Genomic DNA, 24,809 nt, shown 5'->3' with positions numbered 1-24,809 from the left:
TGCCTGTCAGTTAAAGTCGGTGCTCAGTCTGGTCAGGAACTGACGAACTCTTCTTGTGAAGTGATTGTCCTCGAGATTTTCATTGATGGAAAATGACAGACCCTGACGGTAGACCACGGCATTAGGCTCATAGGTGGCGATATTGTCGAGCGTGGCTGCAAAACCGTCTCCGGCATGGATAATGACCGGAATGATGTTTTTGTCAGACAGATCGTATTTGATGAGGAAGCTGTACATGGCGCCTGGCAGATCATCCCACCACAGCGGATAGCACAGGTAGACAGTATCGTAGTCTTCCATATGCAGCGGCTCATCATCGGTAAGCTCAGGATAGTTTTTAGTGTTGAGCTCGTTGAGTGCGTATTCGTACAGCTCATAGCCCTTTTTAGGGTAGCTGGAAATGGCGTTTATCTGGTACAGACGAGCGCCGCTTTCATTGCTTATGGTGCGGGCAATGCCTGCAATGGCAGGCTCGGCCTTGCCATCGATTTTGACGCTGGTAGGGCCGGTAACAGCATCAACGCGTGAGCTGTTTGGCGTACGGCGGCTGTCAATGGAAGGAGCCGGATAGTAGACCACCAGAGCACGGGAGCTGATAAGAGGTGGCAGATACATGCGGCTGTTTTCTGCAATTGATGCAATAGCCGACTCGACCTGCTCATGACGTTCCTCAAGGGAGCGCTCATAGGCGTCTTTCTGCTCACGGGTCTGAGATTCGGTCAGGGCTTTTACTTTCTGCTCCAGGCTCTGGCCTTTTGTCTGAGCTGACTGGTCTTCTCCCTTGCCATCATTCCCGCCGCTCTTGCCTTTGCTTTCATCTGATCCATTCTGTCCCGACGAACCGTCTTTTTTCTGCTCTTTGCCCGAAGAGCTTTGAGCCTGTAGCTTATCAGCAGGATCAGCCTTTCCAGCTGAAACTGAATCTTTCTTACCAGTGACTGAGGATTCATTAGCCACCTCCTGTGCCTTGATGTCAGAGCTGCCTTTGGCAGTACCTTTGATATCAATTGTACCGGCCACACCCCTGGCATCAGCCTGGTGCTCCTCAATCACTGTTTCTTCGAGCATGTTATCGGCAGACAGGGCGCTGATGATTTCGCCTGGATTGCCTTTGCTCTCACTTAAACCATTGTCATCATTACTGTCAGCATCTTTACCCTTTGCGCTGTCAGCACCTTTGGCCTTTGCATCAGCATCTGCCCCGGTCTTATCGGCGCTCTTGCCATCCCGGGTGCTCTTGCCATCCCTGGTGCTCTTGCCGTCTGAATCCTTGCTGTCAGTGCCTGTGACGGCTGCACTCTGGTCGCTCTTTGAGTCCTTGCTCTGGGAGCTCTTGCTGTCAGCGCTCTTGCTCTGGGCGCTCTTGCTGTCAGCGCTCTTGACCTCTGCTGAGTTATTGCTGTCACTGGAGCTGCCCTTTGAAGTCTTGTCTCCGGATGTGGCATGAGCACCGGCTGCGGTTCTGTCAGCTGGAGTTTCGGCAGACTTGTCAGCTTTGCTTTCATCAGGTCTTTTCGATGCTGCGCCCACGGCTATGTCGTGACCTGACGAGTCCTGGTCCTTGCTGTCAGAGGCAATGGCAGTGGGCTGATCACTGTTAAAAAGCCAGAATGGGCTGGTACCTGCAACGCCTGCAAGTACAAATGCGCATAGCTGGAAAAATCTGCTTTTAAACAAAGAAGTCATAACGCAATCTGGTGGACAGGCGCAGCAGCGCCAGATAGGAACTACAGGCCGGTCAGCCCGTCAGGGGAGCTGAGCTCTCGGCTTTGGTATGGTGCACAGGGTAATGGCTGCAGTAAGGACACATTGCCCTTACAGCCTGAGATAATCTTCCTGACAGCTCTCTCTTCATGTCAGGTCGTGAGTGTGGCTGTATGTGCCCAACAGGTCCGGAATACAGCTTAGGAGCGGGAGCTCACAGGACTGAAGACATGCTGGTAAGGCGCAGATACAGCTGATTGTGACAATAATTCCTGCAGGTCGGAGTACTCAGGTCAGGGCGGTGTTATAGGCAGCTGATCCATATACATGACTGTCAGACAGCAAACAGTCAGGATCAGGGTGATCCTCAGGTGCGGATACAGCTGTAAATCCGATTGTATGGCGTTATTTCAGAAAAATCTAGATATAACAAACCTGGCTACTCAAGCCAGCAGATGACGTCAACTCAAGTGCTTATGCAGACATTGTGCCTGAGTATTTCCGTCATATTGACCGGTAAAAATCAGAGCCTGGTTATGGCCGTATGTCAGGCACAGATATCAGGGGGAATGCTTCAGCTCAGGCCTGTGCCGGGCCAGGGTTCAGGTGCCGGAAAAGAAAGGGACAAAGACGGGGACCGGGACATAAAAAGACAGGGACAAAGACAGAGCCAGTGCCGGAAAAGACAGGGACAAAGACGGGACCAGTGCCATAAAAAGACAGTGACAAAGACAGGCTCCGGTGTCGGAAGCTGGCCTGAACGCATAGACAGAAGAGCGAGCAGGTGCAGGTACAGGTGCCGGTACATATGCGAGCGCCGGTTCAGATTCGGGGCCGGGACAGATTCTGGACCGGGACAGATGCGAGCGAAGGTTCAGATTCGGGGGCGGGACAGATTCTGGTGCCATGACTGATGCGGGGCCGGGCGGATCCAGAGGCGGGCTCAGGCGCAGGTGTGGAGTGCGGGAGCAATTAGCAGTGAAAGAAGTGTAATGCAGCGGCAGGGAAAGCCTGGAGCAATTAACAGGTGATTCGCGGCCATGGCGCGAAGATTATGCTCAGGTCAGAGCTGACAGTGGCAGAGTGACCTGAGCCTGGGCAGGCTATTATCAGCCGGGCCTGATGACGGGATCAGGATGCTGTCTGGGCAGCTGGAGCGGTGAGGCTGCTGGTGGCTGGTTTTTTGGCAGCTGCAGGGGCAGCGTCGGCATCAGGCTCGGCCTTATCCTTTTTAGCTGGTCTGGCTGGTTTTGCACTGGTGACCTCATCAGGGGCAGCAGCCTGCCCTGCATCGCTGGCGCTGTCAGGGGCCGGTGCAGTGATTTGAGGGTTATGATTTTTGATGAAATGACGCAGGTACTGCTGATCAATCACACCTGAGGCAAGGGCAGTCAGCCACTTGTCTACCAGTTTGCCGCCACGGGATGGCACATCATAGCGGTTAACAATCAGCCCGCTGTTGATGGTAACCTGGGCATTTGGCTCGTTCTGGGCGATAAGAGCAAAGGTTTTGAAAGGGCGGTTTCCGCCATGGGTGCAAAATGGAACTATGGTCTTGCCTGACAGATCGTACTGGTCCATGAATGAGTACAGGGCCATTGGCAGGTCGTACCACCAGATTGGATAGCCAAGCAAAATCACATCGTAGCGGTCGATGCTGAAATCAGGGCTGATTTGAATTTCAGGGCGGGCCTTGCTGTCGATCTCTTCGGCTGCCTGGTAGATAAGCTCATCGTGTTCAGTTGAATATGGCTCAGCACGGGTTATGGCAAAGACATCGGCCTTGAGGCGATCTGCGGCCAGACGGGCAAGGTGCTCTACAGAGCCCTGGGTTTTGCCCTCTGAGGTAACTACTACTGAGGCGCCGCTGAGCACGTCAGTATCAGTGCTCTTTTCATTCTCCGGCTGGCTGAAATACAGTACAGCCACTTTCAGTGGAGCATTGTCATCAGCTGCCATGGCTGCTCCAATAGAGGAGCCGGCAGTTGCTGCTGCAGCAACAGCTGAGGTCTTCTTGGCAGATGCCGGCAGTGATGAAGACGGAACAGATGTATTGCTGGTCTTTTTGCCCTGGGTACGTGTACCAGGGATCTTGTCTCTGGTCTTGTCTGCTTTGTCACCGGCAGCACGCTTTACCGGAGCACTGATGCGATTGCCGTAAGGGTCACGGTAAACACGGGACTTTTCACGGGAGCTTTCTCTCAGTGCAGTATTTTCGTTTACAGCAGTGTTCTTGTCGCTCAGTGCGCGCAGGGTGCTGTCTGCGTCCTGCATGATTTCAGCTTTAACAGCGCCGGGATCGGCAGGGGCAGGTGCAGCTTTGTCAGCTGCAGTGCCAGTCTGAGCATATGCGCCAGAGACGCAGAGAATGGAGCTCAGAGCAAGTGCTGCCAGAGTCTTAGGTGCTGTAAGTGCGTGAAAAACAGTTTTTCCGGAATGCATCGCTAACCCTTAAATTATGACCAGTTGATGTACCTGTGCGGCTCAGGTGACCGGTGCCGGCAAAAATAACGTTCCAATATTGTAAACGAAAAGTTTCAGCCTATGAGATTAAGTGAACAAAATCCCTGATTTAAGGGCGTTACGATATCAGCAGTCCGGCATCATGCTCTGCCTGACCATGCCGCCATGAGCAGCCTTGCTGCGCTGCAGCAGCCGGTCGTGTCGCATGATCTGCAATGACAGCTGCGAAATGAGTTTACTGGTCATGACCTGGCAGCTGGCTGCTTAATGATGCTCTGCCAGGCTGCTTAATTGTGCCCGGGTGCTAATCAGGTGCTGTGCAGGTTATGATGACTGCACTGGGTCTGGAAGTGGGGGCAAGTGCCCCTAATAGGAGGGCAGTCATGGACACGCTACAGGATAAAGGTCAGGTACTCGAGCGCCTGCAAAAAGCAGCTCTCAGGGCTGCTCAGCCAGGCAGACTCATCAACCTCAGGCACAGGGATCTGACTCTGTACTGCACTCCTGAATACGAGAGCTTATGGCCCGGCCATGAGGCAGGCGCAGCTCAGGGCGCTGCTGTGAGCTCAGGCAGAAGCGGCTCCGGTGCTGCAGTCCTGGACGAAGCGGGCTACAGTGCTGCAGCCCTGGACGAAGCGGGCTACGGTGCTGCTGCCATGGACGCAGTGGGCGCCGGTGGCGGCTCCTTTGGTGCAGTACAGCCAGCACAGAAGTGCATGGGCGGGCGCTGGCTTTATGAGCCCTGCTTTATCTTTGTACTGTCAGGCTGGAAGTACATTACAGCCGGTAACAGCCGCTTCTGCATTGGTCCTGGTGAGTTTTTCATTACCTGTGTGCCTCTGCCTGTGGAAGTGGTCAACATACCTGACAGCAACAGCCATGCTTTTATTTCCCTGGCGCTGCGTTTTGATATGCGCCGCTGCGACCATATGCGCGCCTCTTTTTCCTCGCGCGAGCACCTCAAGTACAAGGCCAGGGTCAGGACCATGGCCGCAACACGCAGGAACGGGGAGCACGGCGCTGCACTGTCTGACGCAGCAGGCGCTGGCGCCGGAGCGGCTGCAGGGACCGCTGCAGTGGCAACTGCAGGGGCTGCAGGCTGCTCTGCGCTGCCAGATGATGAGCTCAGGGTGTATACAGCTCTTGCTGCTGATGAGCTTGAGACCGGGCGCAGCACTGAGGTCATGGCCTGCAGTTATGACATGCTCTGCATGCTCGAAAGAATTGTGGACATGTACCTTGGTGACTGTCCAGATGAAGTGCCTTTTGAACTGGCTGTCAATCTTATGACCTATCATCTGCTGCGCCATCCACAGGCCGGCTTTATGATCCTGCGCGCCATGAAGGATGAAAGTGCTCAGACCATGCACAGGGCTGTAAGGTTTATGGCCTCCGACCTCACCTGGAGCTTTGATGCCGCTCAGCTTGCAAAGGTGCATGGCATGGACCCCTATCTGTTCACCCGCCACTTCAGTGCTGAGACCGGCATGACTCCTTTGCGCTGGTATAACAGGATCAGGCTCATCAAGCTCAGAATACTGATGCTTGAGCACAAAATGTCCCTTGATAAGGCTCTCAGGGTTATGAAAATGCCCGGCAGCTCCCAGACCCTGACCGCCTATCGCCAGTTCTTTGGCTGCCCGCCGGTACGCGATATAAAAAACCTTAAAAAGCAGCTTGAGAAGTCAGGCTACATCCCCGGCGCAAATAAGGCCTCAGGTCGCACCGGCGCGTGCACCGCTGCCTGCACTGCCGCCCTCAGTGGCAGTGCAGGAGACAGGGGCTGCATGTTGCCTGCCGGGGCCGGGCCGCAGGGCTTTATATACCCTGATGCCTGAGATCTGAGAATAAAAAAAACAGGCCCCGAAGGATTAGTCTTTCGGGGCCTGTCTGTTGTGGTGCTTTATAAAACCGCTTAGTTGGTGCAGCAGTGACGGTCAGCAGGGAGCTTATATTCCTGCCTTATGCTGCGTATGTGCCGGGGCAGATCAGTTAATCTGACCCAGGGTCACAAGCACCTTGTCCATGCGGGAACGCCAGGTCTGGATAATTTCAAACAGACGTGCATTTTCCTGCTTGTATTCTTCGAGCTCTCTTTTGAGTGCTGCTATTTCCATATCCTTCTGATCGAGGCTGCGGAATTTTTCATCAAGGCTGTCATTCATGTTTTCAGTCTTGGCAGCAATCTCAGTAAGCTCCTGAATCATCTCAAGCTCTCTGAGGCTCAGTTGTTCACGGTTATTCATAAAATTGCGGCGCCGGTACTGCCTGTGATTTCAGTCAGCCGGGCGGTCTCCCTGCGCTGTTGCGTTAATAAGGTTCTTCTTAACTGCCTGTGCTCTGTGAAATGGTGCTCTGAAAATACAGATCCTCAATTGCAGCAGACAGATGAATCACTGTCACCTGCACAGTGGCATGTCAGCTATGAGGGCGGACATTATGACAGATCGGACTCAGTGGCGACCAGGCACGGACTGAGACATTGTAATAGTAGCATTTTCAGGGCGAACGCGTACGTTCAAAGTCAAATTAGAGCTTACTTTTGTATGCCAGCTCTCATCTGTGCCCCGTATGCGGGCATAAAAAAACTCTGCTGTCTGAATGGAAACAGCAGAGTTTGAGTCCCGGGCAGGAGACAGTCCGTAATGGCCTGGCAGGACAGACAGTCGGGCAGGGCATGGCAGGCCAGACCGTCAGGCCGCCCATGGCTGCCATTGATGGCAGCCTGGGGCAGAGGCCGGCTGCGCGGGCGCCCCCGGCGGGGTCGTGCCTGAGGGGCGCGGGCGGCAGTGGCGGCGCGAGCGGAGGTCTTTTTTGGGGACTTTAGAGAATGTAGCGGGACAGGTCCTCGTCCTGGACAATGTCGCTCAGGTGCCTGTTTACGTATTCGGCGTCAATCTCAACAGCTGTGCCTGGCATGTCAGGGGCCTCAAAGGAAATGCTGTCGAGAAGCTTCTCCATAAGAGTGTGCAGACGGCGGGCGCCGATGTTCTCAGTCTTTTCATTGACGGTGAAAGCATCTTCGGCAATGCGTCTGATGGCATCTTCAGTAAAGGTAACCTTTACATCTTCAGTGGCCAGCAGGTACTCATACTGCTTGGTAAGAGAGGCATGTGGCTCCTTGAGAATACGTACAAAGTCTTCAGCGGTTAATGGCTTTAACTCAACACGTATTGGCAGACGTCCCTGCAGCTCAGGTATGAGATCAGAAGGCTTGGCAATCTGGAAAGCACCTGAGGCCACAAAGAGAATATGGTCGGTACGTACCATGCCGTACTTGGTGTTGACCTGACAGCCTTCGATTAAAGGCAGCAGATCGCGCTGTACGCCCTGGCGTGACACTTCTCCACGGGAGCCGCCGCTGCTGCTGTCGCCACCGCAGATCTTGTCGATTTCGTCGATAAAGACAATGCCCTGATTTTCACAGAGCTTTACGGCCTCGGCACGCAGATCATCTGAGGAGGTGAGCTTTTCAGCCTCTTCCTGGCAGACTTCTTTGAAAGCATCCTTGATCTTCATTTTCTTGGTGACACTGCGGCCCTGAGAGAGGGTATCAAACAGGGACTGGAGCTGATTGCTCATGTCATCCATAGGAGAGCTGCCGCCACCAATCAGGCTGAAGCCCTGAGTCTTTTCCTGGGTGCGGATTTCAATCTCACGGTCATCAAGCTCACCCTCACGCAGCTTCTTGCGGAAGATCTGACGGGTGTGATTGGACATTTTCTCGTCTTCAGTAGCTGAAGGATTAGGCAGCAGGGCGTCGAGAATGCGCTCCTCGGCAGCTTCCTGGGCACGGGTGTTGTTGCGCTTGAAAGCCTCTTCCTTGACCAGCTTCATGGCAACTTCCATGAGCTCACGGATAATGGAGTCAACTTCCTTGCCTACGTAGCCCACTTCAGTGTACTTGGTGGCTTCAACCTTGATAAAAGGAGCTTTGGCAAGGGTTGCCAGACGGCGGGCAATTTCAGTCTTGCCCACACCGGTAGGTCCGATCATCAGTATGTTCTTAGGGTAGATTTCCTGACGAATCTTGGGATCAAGCTGCATGCGGCGCCAGCGGTTACGCATGGCAATAGCTACGGCACGCTTGGCTTCGCTCTGGCCGATAATATAGCGATCGAGCTCGCTGACAATCTCACGTGGGGTTAATTCTGACATGGTGTCGATCCTTATTAATCGGCGCTCCAGGAGCCGGACTCCTGAGGCTTGCTTTCACTTGTGCTGCTGTCTTTGTTTTCAGCACCCTCATTGAAATCAATGGTTTCGATGATGTGATTCTGGTTGGTAAAGACACAGATCTCGCCTGCAATCTTCAGAGACTGGCGGACAATTTCCTCAGCACTGAGATCAGTATTGCGCGCCAGAGCACGTGCTGCTGACAGGGCATAGTTGCCGCCTGAACCTGTTGCCAGGATGTCATCATCCATGCGCACAACATCACCCGAGCCTGAAATGAGGAAGCTGCTTTCCTTGTCAGCCACGATCAGGATAGCTTCGAGCTTGCGCAGCATTTTGTCGGTACGCCAGTCCTTGACCAGAGCAACGCAGGCGCGCTCTAAAATACCCTGATGGGCCTCAAGCTTCTTTTCAAAGAGGTCAAGCAGGGTAAAGGCATCGGCAGTGGAGCCGGCAAAGCCGGTAATTACACGGCCCTTGAAAAGACGGCGGATTTTACGGGCATTGTCCTTTAAGACGGTGCTCTGTCCCATGGTAACCTGACCGTCACCACCGACAGCAACCACACCATTTCTGCGTACGGAAACAATAGTTGTCATAGCAATATAATTCCAATTTAGGCTGAGCCTTAGTTCAATGCCCGTCAGTACTCTGATCTGGCAATAATATCTTTAACTAAGTGGGGGCGCACTGCCCGAATATCAAGGTCAGATGCAAAAGCACCATTGCAATGACCATCAAAAAGCAAACATATGGCTTTGACTTCGACAGCTGCAGTACTTTATTGAGCATAGTGCATATTGCCTGGGAAAGACCCAGAATGCTCCAAAAGCCTCGCAGGCCTGGCACCCTGGCAATAAGGCAGCCGGGCAGCCGCGCCGCCGGTGTCAGGGCCACCAGGATATGCCGGGCAGCCGCGCCGCCGGTGTCAGGGCCACCAGGATATGCCGGGCAGCCGCGCCGCCAGTGTCAGGGCACCCAGGATATGCCGGGCAGCCGCGCCGCCGGTGTCAGGGCAACCAGGATATGGCGGGCAGCCGCGCCGTCGGTGTCAGGGCAACCAGGATATGCCGGGCAGCCGCGCCGCCAGTGTCAGGGCAGGTCGGGCATGCCGGCAGCAGCGCTGCTGTTGTCCGGTATGCCTGGCAGGGCGGGCCTGGGGCTGAGTGCAGGGTTGCAAATAAATAAGAGCCGGTCCTCTTGCGGGGACCGGCTCTTATTATGTGCGCTGCAGGTAAACAGCGCATGAAATCCGGGAGCGGGTTACTGCTTGATAAGGGCGCAGCGCTGCAGCAGGCCTTTGTTGGCCAGATCATTGAAAGTCTTGCGGGCCTCTTCAGCCTTGTCAAAAGGACCAATCTGCAGGCCATGGCTGCCATCCTGATTCTTGATGACGCTGGCGCTGATGCCCTGGAAAGCAAGTACAGCCTTCTGGCTTTCAGCTGCAGCTACAGTAGTGTAGCTGTCGCAAAAGAGCATGGTCTTTTCAGCAACAGGACGGGTCTGAGGAGCACTCTGGCCCTGAGGGGCTGCAAGAGTGGTTTCGTCATAGTCGTCCTCTGTTGGCAGAGGAGCAGGACCAGGAACGGTAGACTCATTGGAGTAATCGCCCTTCATGCCGGCAAAAGGATCATTGTTCAGGCCCTGATCTGATGGACTGGCAGGAGCATCGTTGAGCAGGCTTTCAAGCCCGCCGCCCACATGATTGCCGTCATTTTCAAAATCATAGCGCTGTGAGCTTGGCAGCTTCAGACTGCCGTCCTGGCCACTGGCAGGAACCTGCTCGACTACATTGCCTGAGCCGTTGTCAGCCGGGGTTTTGCTGTCATCTTCAGTAAGAGACAGCAGGAAGCTTACAAACAGCAGAACGATAAAGGCTATGCCGCCCAGTGCAAGTACGCGCTTTTTCTGAGGTGGCATTTCCTTGCCATTGAGCAGATTGTCGATCAGTTTCACCTTTCTATCCTCAATGATGACCATCTGTCAGGCTCAGCCTGCAGAAATCTGGTCATGATGGCTGCACAAGGCAGTTCAATGTTACTTTCGCCGGCAGTGGGCCTCAATCATCCCATAAGGGACCAGTGCCAGTCGTTATCAGCGCTGCAGCAATGCCGCTCTCAGCCAGGTAACTGGTACAGGCTGAACCTGCTGGCAGGCCGGAATTACTGCAGCTGCACAGCAGCTTCTCAGCCAGTACAGGCTGCCTGTAACGCAGGCTCATGCTCTGGCTGTCAGTGCTGATAAAGGCGTGAAACTCCTTGAAGTCAGGGAGTATTACATTTTTTCCATTACCTGGATGCCCAGCAGGTTAAGGCCCTGCCTGAGCACACGTGCGGTCAGAGCGCACAGAGCAAGACGGGAGCGGCTGGTCTGCTCGTCAACGCCTTCCTTGAGAACCGGGCAGGCCTCGTAGAAGCGCATGAAGGTACCGGAAAGCTCAAAGAGATAAGTACACAGCAGGTGCGGCATGGCCTTGGCAGCTACTGAGTTTACGGTATCAGAGAAAGCCAGCAGACGGGTAGCCAGTGCCTCTTCAGCCTCTTCATTAATCACGATTTGACCAGGAGTTCTGTCGGTCTTGCGGAAGATGGACTGAATACGGCTGTAAGCATACTGCAGATATGGAGCAGTGTTGCCCTCAAAGGAGAGCATCATGTCCCAGTCAAAGATATAGTCGGTAAGACGGTTCTTGGACAGGTCAGCATACTTGACGGCGCCAATGGCAATATCATGAATCACACGCTCTCGCTCACCTGGCTCGTAGACAGAACCACGCTCGGTAAGCATGGCGTCAACACGCTTTTCGGCCTCATCGAGCAGATCCTTGAGCTTTACGGTGCCGCCGGTTCTGGTCTTGAACGGCTTGCCATCCTTGCCCAGCATCATGCCAAAGGCTTCGTGTTCGCAGCTTACATTCTCAGGCAGGTAGCCGGCAATACGGGCAATCTGCCATACAGACTCAAGGTGCTGATGCTGGCGGGAGTCAGTAAAGTACATCAGACGGTTGGCATTGAACTTTTCAACACGGTACTTGACGCAGGCCAGATCGGTAGTGGCATACAGGAAGCCGCCATCACTCTTGCGGATGATAATGCCCAGTGGCTCGCCTTCCTTGTTTTTGTATTCATCAAGATAAACAACTACAGCGCCCTTATCCTCAACAGCAATGCCGCGTGAGAGCAGATCTGTAACCACCTCAGGGAGCATGTCGTTGTAGATACTTTCACCCATCATGTCTTTCTGGGTCAGAGTTACATTCAGGCGATCGTAGATAAGCTGGTTCTGATCCATGGTGATTTTGACCAGCTTCTGCCACATTTCGTGACAGTAGCTGTCACCGCCCTGCAGACGTACTACATAGGAGCGGGCCTTGACAGCAAATTCCTCATCTTCGTCATAGCAGCGCTTGGCTTCACGGTAGAAAGCCTCAAAGTCGCTGAGATTTAGGGCATCATCGTTTTCCTTTTCACACTTTTCAAGGTAGGCGATGAGCATGCCAAACTGGGTGCCCCAGTCACCAACATGGTTGGCTCGGATAACGTTATTGCCCAGAAACTCCAGAACGCGTACTACGGCATCTCCTATCACAGTAGAACGGATATGGTGAACGGCCATTTCCTTGGCAACGTTTGGAGCTGAGTAGTCAACTACAATGTTCTGAGGCTGCTCAGCAACTGCTACACCAAGGCGCTCATCGGCGAGCATGGCCTCAAGCTGGGAGGCTGTGTGGCTTGAGTTGACAAAGAAATTGATAAAGCCTGGACCTGCGATCTCGGTTTTGGCAATACGGCTGTCGTCAGGGAGATTATCTACAATGAGCTGAGCCAGTTCGCGGGGATTTTTGCCCAGTGGCTTAGCCAGCATCATGGCGATATTGGTAGCAAAGTCGCCATGGCTCTTGTCCTTGGTTCGGTCAATTCGGATTTTGCTCTCAACATCATCAGGGATGGCAAAATCTGCTTTTAAGCTGTTAAGACTTGCAAGAACTGAAGAAGCAACAATATCTTTCATAAAAAATCGCAGGCCGGATATGGTGGTTGCCATATAAGCCTGCAGGTCTCCTATACTGGGCACAACAGGATGTTATTCCCCCAGTGAGGCCGACAAAAGCAGCCTGACATACGGGGCACTCGCAGTGCTGACAGCAGCGCCTGTTACCAGAATGCAAACCAGACTGATAAATGCATGTTTATCAGCTTTGCAGGGTGTATGAGGCTTGTGATTACCGTCAGAACCAAAATATCATATTATAACATAGCACCATGCGCTCATATGGCGCTTTTACCTGCAGCAAAACAGCCGGCAAGACTGAAGCACAGCGCTAACAGATCCGATTTATTCATGCTTTATGACGCCCCTGATGCAGAGCATGGGACCCACCCTGAGACCTGCCTGTCATACCACAGCGCTGCAGGCCCGGGGCCATAGCCCGAGTTCCATGCCCAAGGTCCATTCCCGATATACATGCCCGGATCAGACCCAGGCAAGGCTATGGCGCCTGAGCGGCCGGGTAAGGCGCTGCTGGCGGCGCTGGCTGCAAATATGGATTCAAGCCACAGGAAGAGTAATTAATGGCACAGTATCGCAATATCATTATTTCCCGAACCGACAAGATAGGCGATTTTGTCGTCTCAATTCCTTCCTACGCCACCATGAAGGCCATGTATCCTCAGGCCCGCATCATCGCTCTGGTGAGCAAAAACAATCACATAATTGCCCGCAATGTCGACTGTATCGATCACTGTGTGAATATAGATGATTACGCGGACAAAGATCAGCTTCTTGCTGCCATCAGGGCTCTTGAGCCTGATGTATTTGTGGCCCTGGTATCAAATAACGAGATTTCCGCGCTGGCTAAAAAGAGCGGCGCCCCGATTCGTATCGGCCCATACTCAAAGATGATGTCGTTTTTCCATTACAACAGAGGGGTAAGACAGCGTCGCTCCCGGAGCATCAAGAGTGAGGCTGAGTACAATCTTGATCTGGTGCGTTCGCTCGACCCGGCACGCTTTGATGAGGTGGGTATTCAGGCCTCACGCATACACTACAGTGAAGATGATGCTGCATTGGTCGACAGCTGGCTCAAAAAGCAGGGCGCCGGTTCGCGACCTTTCATTCTGATCAATCCTTTTACCGGTGGCTCGGGCTCTAATATCAACGATGAGCACTATGCTCAGGTAATTGCCACTCTGCTTGATCCCAGGACGGCTCAGGATGCAGGCATCGATACTGCCGATCACGCCTTTGATGTGATTATCATGGGCATGGAGCAAAACGCTCAGAGTATGGAGCAGATGGTGGCTGGTCTTGATGAGCAGGCCAGATCAAGGGTCCATCTGTTTATCAACAGGGCAAGTCTTATGGTGGCAGCTGCCATGGTGGATCGCTGTACATTCTTCATTGGACCAAGCACAGGCATCACCCAGATTGCAGGCAATTACCGCAAGGCCTGTATCTGCTTTTACTCTACCCGCATCTCCAACTCCCATACCCGCTGGGCCCTTTATGGCGACAGGGATGAGCACCCTGTGACCCTCAGGCTTGAAGATCTTCACCCTGAGACCAAAAAGCTCATTACCATGACCCCAGAGATTAAGCAGCAGATTGTAGCCCCGGCCATGAGCGCACTTAAGAGCCTGCTTTCATGAAGGTCATGACGAGCGGCGCTGCCTGGCAGTCCCGGCTCCGTCACCAGCGCCGGCAGCCCCGGTTCAAGCCTTGGCCTCATGGCTCAGGCCCGACCTGCGGCCCCATGCTGACATATGGCTCAATGCACGAGACATGGCCCCATGACGGAGATCTGGGCCCATGCATGAGGCATGGCCCCATGACGGAGATCTGGACCCATACATGAGGCATGGCCCCATTACCGGGATATGCCCCGGCAGGTCACGCATGGTCCGATGAGGACTGCAGGTATATATAATCATCAGAACAACCACAGAACAGCAACGAAACAAGAGGCCCGGACATGCCAGGTACACAGCAAAATGATTTAACCGCAGCTGCTACATCTCAGGTTATTGAGCATGAGGCTGCGCCTGGAGTTACAGCTGACGGCAGCGCTCCGCTGCCAGGTGGCAGACTGCCGCTGACCATTGCCATCATTGCTCATAATGAAGAGGACCGTTTGCCTGCAACTCTGGCTGCTGCAGCTGATCTGGCCTCTGAGATTGTGGTGATAAACTCGGTATCCACTGACCGCACCATTGATGTGGCCAGGGCATTTGGTGCCAGGGTCTATACCGAGGAGTTCAAGGGGTATGTGGAGCAGAAAAACTCTCTTATTCCCAAGTGCACCCAGGACTGGATTCTCTTTCTTGATGCTGACGAAGTACTTAATGACGATCTGCGCAATGACATCATCCGTGTTATTGAGGCCAATGAGCTGGCTGGCTTTGAGATGAACCGCAAGACCCACTATCTGGGAAAGCTTCTTGATCATGCCTGGCAGCCAAACTACCGTCTGCGTCTGGTGCGCCGTGACAGCAATCCGCGCTGGGAAGGCGAAATTGTTCATGAGGCTCTGGTCTCTGATGCCCCGGTAAAGCGCCTCAATGGTTTCATCATTCACTATTCCTACCGTGATATTGATGACCACTTCCGCCGCACAATACGTTATGCCCGCATGTCAGCTCAAAGCTATATAGTCAAAGGCAAGAAAGCCTCACTGATGAAGATCATCTTCAGCCCTGTGTTCAGCTTCATCAAACTGTACTTTATCAAGCTTGGTTTTCTTGATGGCCGTGCAGGCTATCTGGCTGCTCAGTCAGCATTCATGTATACCCTGCTCAAGTATTACTTCCTGTGGGAGGCAAGCCTCAGTCTCAAAGACAATCCAATGGAAGTTCACATCAACAGGTCCAATGCTCCTCAGTCAGCAGTAGATGCCTGCAAGGACAAAGGATCTGACTGAGTCCGAAGCTGACATGGCAACAGCTCCACAGCAAAAGCCCCCGCAGAAATACGGGGGCTTTTGCTTTGCAGGCCATGCAGCCATGGCGGCCGATCTGGCTGCAGAATCATGCTCAGGTTATGGGCGGGCGCAGCTCCTGCCTTTGTCATGGTTCCTGCATGGCGGACAGTCAGGCAGGCAAGGGCAGTGCTGGCCGGGCGCTAGACTGAAGATACCGGGTCGACATCGATGGCAAAGCGCAGGTCCTTGAGGTTTTTCATGCCGCTGTAAACAGTGGTGATTTCATCAAGAACACGGTCAAGGGCACTGCGGCTGTGCGCAATGATATTGCAGTGGAAATGGAAGCGGTTAAAGCGCTTTTCAGTACGGTCTGAGAAGATAATGCTTGGCCTTACCTCATTGAGCACACCGTCGGTACGGTTTTCAAACGTGGTCATGATGTCGCGCAGAGTGTAGAAAGCAAGGTCACGGTCGGTGGAGTTGACCATGACTATGGCCTGGAAAGTATAAGGAGGCAGCATTTTGTCCTTGCGTATGGTCAGCAGCTCGCAGGCAAGACGCAGGTAGTTAAAGGACGGATCTACCAGTGACTGCAGCAGCAGGTGATCAGGATGGCGGGTCTGAATATAGACATCACCCTCCTTGTCAGCTCGTCCGGCACGTCCGGCTACCTGGGTAACAAGCTGAGCTGTGTACTCATAGCCACGGAAGTCATCGCAGAACAGACCTCCGTCAACATCAAGAATGCCTACCACGGTCACATCTGGAAAGTCATGACCTTTGGCCAGCATCTGGGTTCCTACAATGATTTCGCTCTCATGGTGCAGGATACGCTGCAGACTCTGATCAAGTCCCTCCTTTGAGGTAATGACATCGCGGTCGATACGCTCAATGCCCACGTCCATAAAACGCTCGCTCAGATATCCGGCCACCTGTTCGGTACCAACGCCTATCTCAATAAGTGGGTACAGGTGTCCTGTCTTGGCGCGGCAGTATGGACAGTGCTTTACCAGCTGGAAAAACGAGTTGCAGACGTGACAGCACATCTGATGCTTTTCCTTATGCACGGTAAGGGCAACATCGCACTTTGGGCACATGACCACATAGCCGCAGTGCGGGCAGATCAGGGCGCTGGAAAAGCCACGGCGGTTAAGGAAGAGCAGGGCCTGCTGGTGCTGTGCAGTAGCAATGCCTACGGCCTTTTCCACCACCTCGCCCACACCGGCCAGCACATTTTCATTAAGCTCATCTGCGCGCAAATCAATAAGGTGCATGCGCGGCAGCCTTGCTTTCTGAGCTCGTCTTACCAGATCAAGTCTGCGGAAAAAACCCAGCTGACAGTAGTGGACTGACTCAAGTGATGGAGTAGCAGAGCCCAGAAGCAGCACACAGTTGTTAAGACGGGCACGGTATACAGCCAGGGTGCGGGCATGATAGCGCAGACCGTCACCCTGCTTGAATGAGCTGTCGTGCTCTTCGTCAATGACAATCAGCCCCAGATTGTTCACCGGCGTAAACAGGGCGGAGCGGGTGCCAATGAGAATGGCAGCTCTGCTGGTGTACATGTCGAGGAAAGCATCAAGACGCTCACGGTCGCTAAGTCCTGAGTGAATGGTGGCTACAGGTACTTTAAAACGCTGGTAGAAGCGCTTGAAAGTCTGAGGGGTAAGAGCAATTTCCGGCACCATTACCAGAGCTCTTTTGCCCTGTCTCAAGGTGTGTTCAATAGCCTGCAGATAGACCTCGGTCTTACCTGAACCGGTAACACCATTGAGCAGGAAGACGCCATAGCCCTGCTGGGAGTTAATGGCTTCAAGCACGGCCTGCTGTTCATCATTGAGGATAAAAGGCTTGTCAGCAATGATGTTGTCAGCTGCAGCTTCAGCCTCAAGGTCATAGGGCTGCAGATCATGGGCAAAGTCTATGGCCCGGGCCATGCCCTTTTTGATCAGGGCCTTGCCCTGAGCTGAGGTCCAGCCCTGCTCACGCAGATCGGTATTCTTGCGCGGACCGTTACGCAATGCCATCAGGAGCTCTTTCTGACCGACAGAGCGCAGCTTTTTAAGAGCATCTTCAAGTTCATCTTCAGGTACAGTTAAAGCAAGTCCCGGGATCTCACGATAGGAGGCATGGCCGCCATCTCGCAAAATGGCTGGCAGTCCCACAGGAACAGTCTGACCTACAGGGTAGTGATAGTAGGCGGCTGCATAGAGCAGGGTCTGCATCACATCAGGCACAATCACAGGCTTTGCATCAATAAGTGAGCATTCCTTGAGTGACCTGACCGGCATGCCTGACATGGCGCCTGTTGCGGTAATTACACCTACCTCTTTATTGCCTTTGGCATAGCCAAAGCTCACATGGACGCGGCAGCCTATGATCTCATTGCCGTATCTGCCATACATGCGGTAGTCATAGGTCTGGTACAGGGCGCGGTTAATAGCAACCTGAACTACAGTCCACTCACTTTCATCAAAGTCCTCTTCGACAGTGGTGGTCACAGATATACGTCCTGATGCGCGCGCGCCTTTTTTCCTGGTCTTGCCGGTCTGAGACGGGCGGGCGCTCTGAGGGGTCAGGGTAAAGCTGTCCTCATCTTCCTCGTCCATGCCCAAAGCCCTGGCAGCTTCAACAGCATCGGCATCAGCATCTTTTTTCCTGCGCCCCCTGCCTTTACCTGCAGCAGTCTGTGATCCGCTCGTTGTGCCACGACGAGCACGACCGGTGCTGCTGCTGCCGACAGCAGCGCTGCTCTCCTCAGCAGACGCACCGGTGGCAGCGCATGCAGCAGCACTGCTGTCTGTACCAGCTGCATCAGAGCCACCAGCAGATCGGCCGGCTGCCGGAACGGCCGTGATGTCAGCTGCAGCCTTGCCATGGGCTGAGGCAGTCTTGTCCTTGCTGTCATTAGTGGTCATAAGTGAACGTCCTTGAGGATCCTTAAGCTCAGTCTGGGCAGCTGCAGCGCCTGTGGCGGCCGCACGGCTCCGGCGACTGCTCCTGCCGGCAGGAGCGGCTTTGGGCAGAGGCACTTTTTGAGTCTTCAGTGCTTCAGCTACGCGCAGTTCCAGTTCGCTGCCCTTGCCTACAGCCTCACGCATCATGGCCTCGTCAGAATTGAGATCCTTCATTGCCTCAGAAATCTCGGCAATTTCACGGTCCATACTGGTCTGACCGAAGTGACTGAGAGTATTGCTGCCCGGTGCTGCGGCAGGGGAATCATTATTCTGACCGGTCATAGACAACTCCTTATCAAGCTGTGGGAAAGGAAAGCGTGGCTCACTGTGAGCGGCACCAGCTGTCTTCAGTTATAGCAAACCAGATCGGTACAGAGAATTTTCTGGCTGCTAATTGTAATGGTCCTTTTAACATATTGGGACATGATTTATCCGATCGCATTGTGCTCAGCACGCCGACAGCTAATCTGCAGTCCCGCCCCGGATGACGCACGGGACAGTAATGCCCGGCCAGGCGGTTGCTCAGTCTGGCCCGGCCGGGCACCACCAGGGCGGAGCTGCAGGAGCTGGCGCTGCCATGCCATGCTGCAGAGCCAGGCGCGGCATGCAGCCGGTAAATATGAGGCACAGCTGCTGCCAGATAAAAGTTAAGTCTTAGTGAATGAATATGTTGCCTTTCTGTCAAATTTAAATTATCATGAGGCGCTTTTTTACATAACCGCATGTGGTGTTCGGCGCAATATTAAGTTTGTGGCGGAATGGCGACATGCACTTGAGGTCCAAATGCAAAAGAATATTCACCCACAGTACGAGTTAGTAAACGTACGCTGCTCCTGCGGTAACAAGTTCCAGGTTCGTTCCACTGCAGGTCACGACATCGATATCGAAGTCTGCTCCTTATGCCACCCATTCTTCACCGGCAAGCAGAAGATCGTTGATACCGGCGGTCGTGTTGAAGCCTTCAAGAAGCGCTTCGGTATGCTCGGCGCTCAGAAGCAGCAGTAATTGGGTCAGGCCTCCTGCCATATTCATGGACAGGATGCTCCATAAACCTGATTATGCGGCATTGGGATGGGCCGCACCGCCAGCTATGGCCAGCATGTTCTGACCGTACCGCTGGACTCATAAAAGGAAGTTGCCTTTTGTGTCATCCCGTCCCGGCTGAGCCGGGATATCAAAAAAACGCCTGTGCCCCGTGGGAACAGGCGTTTTTTTTATGCCCGGAACAGCTGCACGGCCCAAGTCTGTCTGTCGGTCTGCCTGCCGTCCTTGCAGGCCATAAGCTCCATCCGAGGTCCATGTCTGGTTGAGACATAGCAGTCAGGCTGGTCAGGTGGCAGCCAAAGCTGCTGGTGCCCGGGGACGGTTATAAAACACGGGGGAATTTTGGCGGCAGAGGCTGTGGTTTTGATTTGTCCAAAGAGATGCAGGTCACGTCACAAGTCACGAAGACACGGGGATAGGTACTTTCGGTCAGAAATGCACATAATAGTGATTTCACTTTAAAAAAGTTGATTTAATAATGGAAGTCTTTCGACCATTGTCAGTTAAAAAGCGTCAGTTTTATATCTATGAAAGGGGTCTTCAAGAACTGATAAATTCTTGCAATTGCAGGTGCGGACTTACTTTGGAGCTATGATGACCATGTGCCTGGACACGCGCCGGACAGCCTTTCCACAGGCTTTGCGGTGAAGTGAGAGACGGATCAATCTTTGGGGATTTAATTCAACACATCTTTCAAAAATACGACTGGTTTCTCACAATTTTCGGTACTTCTTGACTAAACTCTTCATCCGTTGAGTTATTCAAACTGAACCTGGGGCTGTTCTGAGATTTTCAGAACCTTCCGGGAACAGGATGACCGCTGCCGAAGCGTGCAGCAGGCATGAATTTTTTAAACAGGCTGATGCATTTTTTTAAGGGGGATGCCTTGGATCAGAAGTCTTTACACGATGCCGCTCTGGAGTATCACGAGAAGCCAGTTCCTGGCAAAATCAAGGTTGTAATTACCAAGGCCGCTGAAACCGCCAGCGACTTAACTTTAGCCTACAGCCCAGGCGTAGCCGAGCCAGTACGTGAGATTGCCAACAATCCAGCTGATGCTTTCCGCTACACTGGCAAGGGTAACTCCGTAGCCATTATTTCCAATGGTACTGCCATTTTAGGTTTAGGCAATTTAGGCCCTCTGGCCTCCAAGCCAGTTATGGAAGGCAAGGCCCTCCTGTTTAAGCGTTTTGCCGGCATTAACGCCATCGACATCGAAGTTAAGAACAAGACTGTTGAAGACTTCATCACCACTGTCGAGTGCATTGCCGATACCTTCGGTGGTATCAACCTCGAAGATATCAAGGCTCCAGAGTGCTTTGAGATCGAGCGCGAGTTAATCAAGCGCTGCCAGGTACCTATTTTCCACGACGACCAGCACGGTACTGCCATCGTAAGCTGCGCCGGCATTCTCAATGCCCTCGAGCTTCAGGGCAAGAAGATTGAAGACTGTAAGGTTGTCTGCGTAGGCGCCGGTGCTGCCGGTGTTGCCTGCTCTGACCTGCTCATCGCAGCAGGTGCTGACAAGTCCAAGTTATTCATGGTTGACCGTCACGGCGTAATCCGCTCTGACCGTGCCCAGTACAACAACGGTGAGAAGCCACGTTTTGTAAACGATGCCGGTCCTAAGACCCTGGCTGAGGCCTGTGCCGGTGCTGACTTATTACTGGGTGTATCCGGCCCTGGCCTGATAACCGAAGAAGACTTAAAGAGCATGGCTCCTAAGGCTGTAGTATTTGCCTGCTCCAACCCTGATCCAGAGGTTGAGCCAGCTGTAGTACGTCGTGTACGTCCTGATATCATCATTGGTACCGGCCGTTCCGACTATCCAAACCAGATCAACAACGTTCTGTGCTTCCCATTCTTATTCCGTGGCACCCTGGACGTACGCGCTACCTGCATCAACCAGGAGATGAAGCTGGCTGCCATGGAGGCTATCCGTGAACTGGCAAAGGAGCCTGTTCCAGCTGCGGTAGTAAAGGCTGCTCAGGTTGACAAGCTTGAGTTTGGTCCAGATTACGTAATTCCTAAGCCAATGGATCCACGCTTACTGCCTAAGGTATCCCGTGCTGTAGCACAGGCTGCCGTTGACAGCGGTGTTGCTCAGATCCCAATGCCAGAGAACTACAGCCCGGCTCTTGAGAACTACTAATTCTCAGACTGGCACCTTAATCTGGTGATCAAAAAAAGGCATTCAGAAAATTCTGAATGCCTTTTTTTACGCCTTTAACAGCATCCTCCCGGCCCATGGCTCATGGCGCCGCACTTAACGGCGCCACCGCCCCATATGGCCGGGCGGCAGTATGGACAGGTCATACAGAGCGGTCTGCCATGTCTTCTGTCTGCCGTGCCCTGCTGGCTGTCAGGCCGCCAGCCCATCAGGCAGTCCTGCTGTCTGGCAGGCAGGCCGCCAGCCCGGCAGTCCGGCTGGCTGCGCGTGGCAGCTGTCAGCGGCGGATCAGCAGTACGCCACTTTCCATGTGACTGGTGTATGGGAACTGGTCAAAGAAAGCCAGACGGGCAATGCGGTGAGTGCGGGTAAGATATTTGAGATCTGAGGCCAGGGACTCAGGACCGCATGAGATGTAAATGACGCGGTCATAGGAGCTGGTAAACTTCAGGGCTTCTTCATCGTTCAGACCGGCTCGTGGAGGGTCGATAAGCAGGGTACCAAAGTCAAAATCATCAAGATTGATCTCCTTTTCCTGCAGACGGCGGAAAGTGCGTACATGAGTCAGGGCCTCTGTTACCTCAAGAGCGCTCAGACGGGCCATGCTGATATTGTCCACCCCATTTAGCTGCATGTTAAATACAGCTGTTTCGGCTGGCAGACGGGCAACCTCGGTTGCAAACACGCGTTGGAACAGTGGGGCAAGAGTTACGGTAAAGGTACCGGAGCCACAGTACAGCTCAATCAGATCTCTGGCCTTCTGTCCTTTGGCCTTTGCTTCATCAATGCCGTCCTGAGCGCAGGAAAGAGCAAAGTTAAGCATGGCTGAGCAGGCTGTAGCATTAGGCTGAGAGAAAGTACCTTCCACCTGCTTGAGGCGGATATCGCCTCTGGTGGTAGGAATAGTCTCGATTACATGATCCTTGCCTATGACAATGGCCTGCTTGCGGGCGTGGGCCACAAAGGAAATGGACAGACCCTGCTCATTAAGTCGGGTATAAAGACCCTGTGCTTCCTCCTGCCATGCCTCATCGAGCTTTTTGTGATAGTTGAGGCTGATAACAACATCATCATGGCTGTTGCTCAGAAAGTCAGCACCAAACAGCTTGCGCTTGACCAGAGGGTATTCAGGCAGGAGCTCGCGCAGAGCGGCCATGGCCCTGTTAATGGAGACAGTGCAGCCTGGGAAGTCCTTGATCAGAATGATCTTGCGTGGCTTGCTGCCTGGCTCATACATGGCGTAATCGCAGGTGCCGTCATTGTGGTGGAAGACCGAAAACTCAGCGCGCATGCGGTAGTGTTCAGGGATGGATGCATGTACCTCAGGAGTAAGGCCACACAGATCCTCATAGCCTCTGAGATCATCTGAATCCTGCAGCGTCTCTTTGAGCATGCCGAATACTCTGGTGACCTTCTCATCAAGATAGGCCTGATAATTGTCTTTGTCAGTCGTGGTCAAAAGAACTGGTAACATGCTCAAAATCCTGTATTTCTCAGAAAAAAACTCGACTGCATGTTAGCAAAAAAGTCACTAAACTGCATAAAACAGCTTTTCCCAGCCCAGTTTCACACCATCAACTCCTGTCATCAGCTCACCATCCGCACGGTTCACGCAAAACATTGTAACCATGCTGGCCTGTCCTGAATGGCAGGCCAGGAGTGGCGGCTGGGCATATGCCAATGCAGGCCAGGGACATGCGGGCCTGGAGTATAATCGGATGTACATCGAATTTTGGCCGGCTCTGATGGCCACGAGGCCTGGCAGTGCCTGTAATTGCGGGCAATGCGGCCTGCCCTGGGCGCTGCTGCACTGCTGAGCAAGCAGCAGCTGCACGGGAAGCAAAGTTGTCAGCAGCAGGTCTTACTATGACAGTTTTTGAGGAGGGCTTATGACCCAGAAGCGCAAACCGACAGTTCTGTTTTTTGATTCGGGCATGGGCGGCCTGTCAGTATTTACTGAGGCATGGAAGCTCAATCGCGATGCCGCTTTCTATTACCTCTTTGATCATGAGTGCTTTCCCTATGGCAATAAGAGCGAGGTCTTTTTACGCCGCCGTGTGTCTGCACTGCTAAAGGCAGTATCTGATGAGCTGCATCCTGATCTGATTGTTATTGCCTGCAATACCGCCAGTACCACAGTTATGCCTGTCATAAGAGATATCTTCAGCATTCCTGTAGTAGGTGTGGTTCCGGCCATCAAGCCGGCAGCAGCCATCAGCCGCAACAAACACATTGCCCTGCTGGCTACCCCGGGTACAGTTCACAGGGCCTATACCGATTTCCTGATCAACGAATTTGCCTATGACTGCCGTGTGATGCGCATTGGCAGTGAGGACCTGGTGCGCCTTGCCGAAGCTGAGCTGCTCAAGTTTGGTCGCAGGTTCTGTGCCGAGCATCTTGCTGATCTGGAAAATGCTCAGGGCCGACACAGCTGCATGCTTGAGAATGAGCATCTGCATATTGCTGATGACGACAGTACCAATCATCAGCGCCTTGAGAAGATTCTAGAGCCGGTTCTGTCCCTGCCTCAGGGTGATCGTCCTGACACTCTTATTCTGGGCTGCACCCACTTCCCGCTGCTGCGCGATGACATTGCTCAGGTGCTCGGACCGGACATTACTCTGGTTGACTCAGGTGAGGCCGTAGCAAGAAGAATCAACTCCCTGCTGGCAGGTCAGCAGGAAAGCAGCGGCGCAGCAGTCGCCGCTGCTGGCGGGGCCGTAGAGAGCGGACCGCAGGTTGCCATGTATACAGGTAATGCTACCGATCAGGAAAAGGACATGTTTGAGTGCACCTTCCGCTGCTTTGGTTTTGTTGAGGTCAGAAACTTCATACTCAAGGATGCCGGTACCGTTGCATAAACGCCCGACAGGGGCGCAGCCGCTCAGCTGCTGGCTGAGCGGCTGCCTGCCTCAGTGCTGTTAAATTCAGACAAAATCTTCGTGTCGGACAGGTGAGCAGACAGCTTTCAGTATCTGGCAGGCTTAAAAATGCGGAAAATGTGTTAACTGCACTATGGTGGTGCGCTGTTTTGTGGTCGGGGATGAGATCCAAATCTCAGAAAAAAGGAAAATATTGTCGGGCAAAAGCCCGTAGATATCGTGTTTTTGCTCAAAGTATTAAAAAACTTTAAAAAAACTGTGAAAAAAGTGTTGACCCGGTGGTGAAAATCATTAAAATACGTTTCCGCTGTGACGCAGTGAGCGAATCAGCTGCAAAAGCCCAGCGCTTTGAAGTTCTTTAAAAATCAGATAAGTACAGACAATCTGTGTGGGTTCTTTAAGTTAAGAACTTTGAGTTTTGCCAACATACTGGCAACTGGTTACAGTTGCACTTCAAACGAATCATTAAAGTGAAGAGTTTGATCATGGCTCAGATT

Annotated in this window: 14 protein-coding genes and 1 pseudogene; 6 read left to right on the top strand and 9 right to left on the bottom strand. The window is 53.2% G+C overall.

What is annotated here, in order from left to right; genetic code table 11:
- Positions 1-6: 6 nt before the first annotated feature.
- A complete protein-coding gene (locus tag MXE39_RS10325; RefSeq protein ID WP_247074055.1) occupies positions 7-1,686 on the bottom strand; it encodes a flavodoxin in 1,680 nt (559 codons plus the stop codon).
- Between the two features lie 1,149 nt (positions 1,687-2,835).
- Positions 2,836-4,146 (bottom strand): flavodoxin, encoded by a 1,311-nt coding sequence (locus tag MXE39_RS10320; RefSeq protein WP_246978609.1) that lies wholly within the window; start codon positions 4,144-4,146, stop codon positions 2,836-2,838.
- A gap of 404 nt (positions 4,147-4,550) precedes the next feature.
- On the opposite strand from MXE39_RS10320, the gene MXE39_RS10315 reads away from it, so the two are divergent.
- Complete coding sequence (locus MXE39_RS10315) at positions 4,551-6,005, top strand: AraC family transcriptional regulator N-terminal domain-containing protein (RefSeq protein ID WP_246978608.1); 1,455 nt, start codon at positions 4,551-4,553, stop codon at positions 6,003-6,005.
- Positions 6,006-6,155: 150 nt separating this feature from the next.
- Here the strand turns inward: MXE39_RS10315 and MXE39_RS10310 are convergent, their stop codons facing one another.
- The 5 genes and pseudogenes from MXE39_RS10310 to argS form a co-directional block, all read right to left on the bottom strand.
- Entirely contained in the window at positions 6,156-6,413 is a 258-nt protein-coding gene (locus MXE39_RS10310; RefSeq protein WP_246978607.1) for a hypothetical protein, read from the bottom strand.
- 577 nt (positions 6,414-6,990) lie between these two features.
- On the bottom strand, positions 6,991-8,325 hold the full coding sequence (hslU, locus tag MXE39_RS10305) for an ATP-dependent protease ATPase subunit HslU (protein ID WP_246978605.1): 1,335 nt from the start codon (positions 8,323-8,325) through the stop codon (positions 6,991-6,993).
- An 89-nt stretch (positions 8,326-8,414) separates the two neighbouring features.
- A pseudogene (hslV, locus tag MXE39_RS10300) lies at positions 8,415-8,942 on the bottom strand (ATP-dependent protease subunit HslV); the annotation flags it as partial.
- A 664-nt stretch (positions 8,943-9,606) separates the two neighbouring features.
- On the bottom strand, positions 9,607-10,299 hold the full coding sequence (locus MXE39_RS10295) for an SPOR domain-containing protein (protein ID WP_246978603.1): 693 nt from the start codon (positions 10,297-10,299) through the stop codon (positions 9,607-9,609).
- Between the two features lie 318 nt (positions 10,300-10,617).
- Positions 10,618-12,354: an arginine--tRNA ligase gene (gene argS / locus MXE39_RS10290; RefSeq protein ID WP_246978601.1), complete on the bottom strand. Its 1,737-nt coding sequence runs from the start codon at positions 12,352-12,354 to the stop codon at positions 10,618-10,620.
- 560 nt (positions 12,355-12,914) lie between these two features.
- Here argS and MXE39_RS10285 point away from each other — a divergent pair.
- Both MXE39_RS10285 and MXE39_RS10280 read left to right on the top strand, forming a co-directional pair.
- A complete protein-coding gene (locus MXE39_RS10285; protein WP_246978600.1) occupies positions 12,915-13,991 on the top strand; it encodes a hypothetical protein in 1,077 nt (358 codons plus the stop codon).
- A 323-nt stretch (positions 13,992-14,314) separates the two neighbouring features.
- Positions 14,315-15,259, top strand: a complete 945-nt coding sequence (locus MXE39_RS10280) for a glycosyltransferase family 2 protein (protein ID WP_246978599.1) — start codon at positions 14,315-14,317, stop codon at positions 15,257-15,259.
- A gap of 200 nt (positions 15,260-15,459) precedes the next feature.
- Here the strand turns inward: MXE39_RS10280 and priA are convergent, their stop codons facing one another.
- Positions 15,460-18,498 (bottom strand): primosomal protein N', encoded by a 3,039-nt coding sequence (gene priA / locus MXE39_RS10275; protein ID WP_246978597.1) that lies wholly within the window; start codon positions 18,496-18,498, stop codon positions 15,460-15,462.
- A gap of 501 nt (positions 18,499-18,999) precedes the next feature.
- Here priA and rpmE point away from each other — a divergent pair.
- Both rpmE and MXE39_RS10265 read left to right on the top strand, forming a co-directional pair.
- The gene (rpmE, locus tag MXE39_RS10270) at positions 19,000-19,221 is read left to right on the top strand and encodes a 50S ribosomal protein L31 (RefSeq protein WP_246909703.1); all 222 of its coding nucleotides are present in this window, start codon (positions 19,000-19,002) and stop codon (positions 19,219-19,221) included.
- A 925-nt stretch (positions 19,222-20,146) separates the two neighbouring features.
- Positions 20,147-21,412, top strand: coding sequence for a malic enzyme-like NAD(P)-binding protein (locus MXE39_RS10265; protein ID WP_247074053.1), 1,266 nt, complete (start codon positions 20,147-20,149; stop codon positions 21,410-21,412).
- A gap of 295 nt (positions 21,413-21,707) precedes the next feature.
- Here the strand turns inward: MXE39_RS10265 and trmA are convergent, their stop codons facing one another.
- Positions 21,708-22,904 (bottom strand): tRNA (uridine(54)-C5)-methyltransferase TrmA, encoded by a 1,197-nt coding sequence (gene trmA / locus MXE39_RS10260; RefSeq protein ID WP_246978595.1) that lies wholly within the window; start codon positions 22,902-22,904, stop codon positions 21,708-21,710.
- Positions 22,905-23,319: 415 nt separating this feature from the next.
- On the opposite strand from trmA, the gene MXE39_RS10255 reads away from it, so the two are divergent.
- Positions 23,320-24,291 carry a glutamate racemase gene (locus tag MXE39_RS10255; RefSeq protein ID WP_246978594.1) on the top strand — a complete coding sequence of 324 codons (972 nt, stop codon included), beginning with the start codon at positions 23,320-23,322 and terminating at the stop codon, positions 24,289-24,291.
- Positions 24,292-24,809 lie beyond the last annotated feature (518 nt).

Origin of the sequence: Anaerobiospirillum sp. NML120511, from assembly GCF_023050955.1 — a bacterium.
GTDB lineage: Bacteria > Pseudomonadota > Gammaproteobacteria > Enterobacterales > Succinivibrionaceae > Anaerobiospirillum.
Note: the sequence above shows the minus strand (reverse complement) of the source record. Positions and strands in the feature narration are given on the sequence as shown.

Excerpts from the sequence above, each read along its gene's own strand:
- MXE39_RS10325 (WP_247074055.1), bottom strand. The coding sequence starts at position 1,686 with ATGACTTCTTTGTTTAAAAGCAGATTTTTCCAGCTATGCGCATTTGTA.
- MXE39_RS10320 (WP_246978609.1), bottom strand. The coding sequence starts at position 4,146 with ATGCATTCCGGAAAAACTGTTTTTCACGCACTTACAGCACCTAAGACT.
- MXE39_RS10315 (WP_246978608.1), top strand. The coding sequence starts at position 4,551 with ATGGACACGCTACAGGATAAAGGTCAGGTACTCGAGCGCCTGCAAAAA.
- MXE39_RS10310 (WP_246978607.1), bottom strand. The coding sequence starts at position 6,413 with ATGAATAACCGTGAACAACTGAGCCTCAGAGAGCTTGAGATGATTCAG.
- hslU (WP_246978605.1), bottom strand. The coding sequence starts at position 8,325 with ATGTCAGAATTAACCCCACGTGAGATTGTCAGCGAGCTCGATCGCTAT.
- argS (WP_246978601.1), bottom strand. The coding sequence starts at position 12,354 with ATGAAAGATATTGTTGCTTCTTCAGTTCTTGCAAGTCTTAACAGCTTA.
- MXE39_RS10285 (WP_246978600.1), top strand. The coding sequence starts at position 12,915 with ATGGCACAGTATCGCAATATCATTATTTCCCGAACCGACAAGATAGGC.
- MXE39_RS10280 (WP_246978599.1), top strand. The coding sequence starts at position 14,315 with ATGCCAGGTACACAGCAAAATGATTTAACCGCAGCTGCTACATCTCAG.
- priA (WP_246978597.1), bottom strand. The coding sequence starts at position 18,498 with ATGACCGGTCAGAATAATGATTCCCCTGCCGCAGCACCGGGCAGCAAT.
- rpmE (WP_246909703.1), top strand. The coding sequence starts at position 19,000 with ATGCAAAAGAATATTCACCCACAGTACGAGTTAGTAAACGTACGCTGC.
- trmA (WP_246978595.1), bottom strand. The coding sequence starts at position 22,904 with ATGTTACCAGTTCTTTTGACCACGACTGACAAAGACAATTATCAGGCC.
- MXE39_RS10255 (WP_246978594.1), top strand. The coding sequence starts at position 23,320 with ATGACCCAGAAGCGCAAACCGACAGTTCTGTTTTTTGATTCGGGCATG.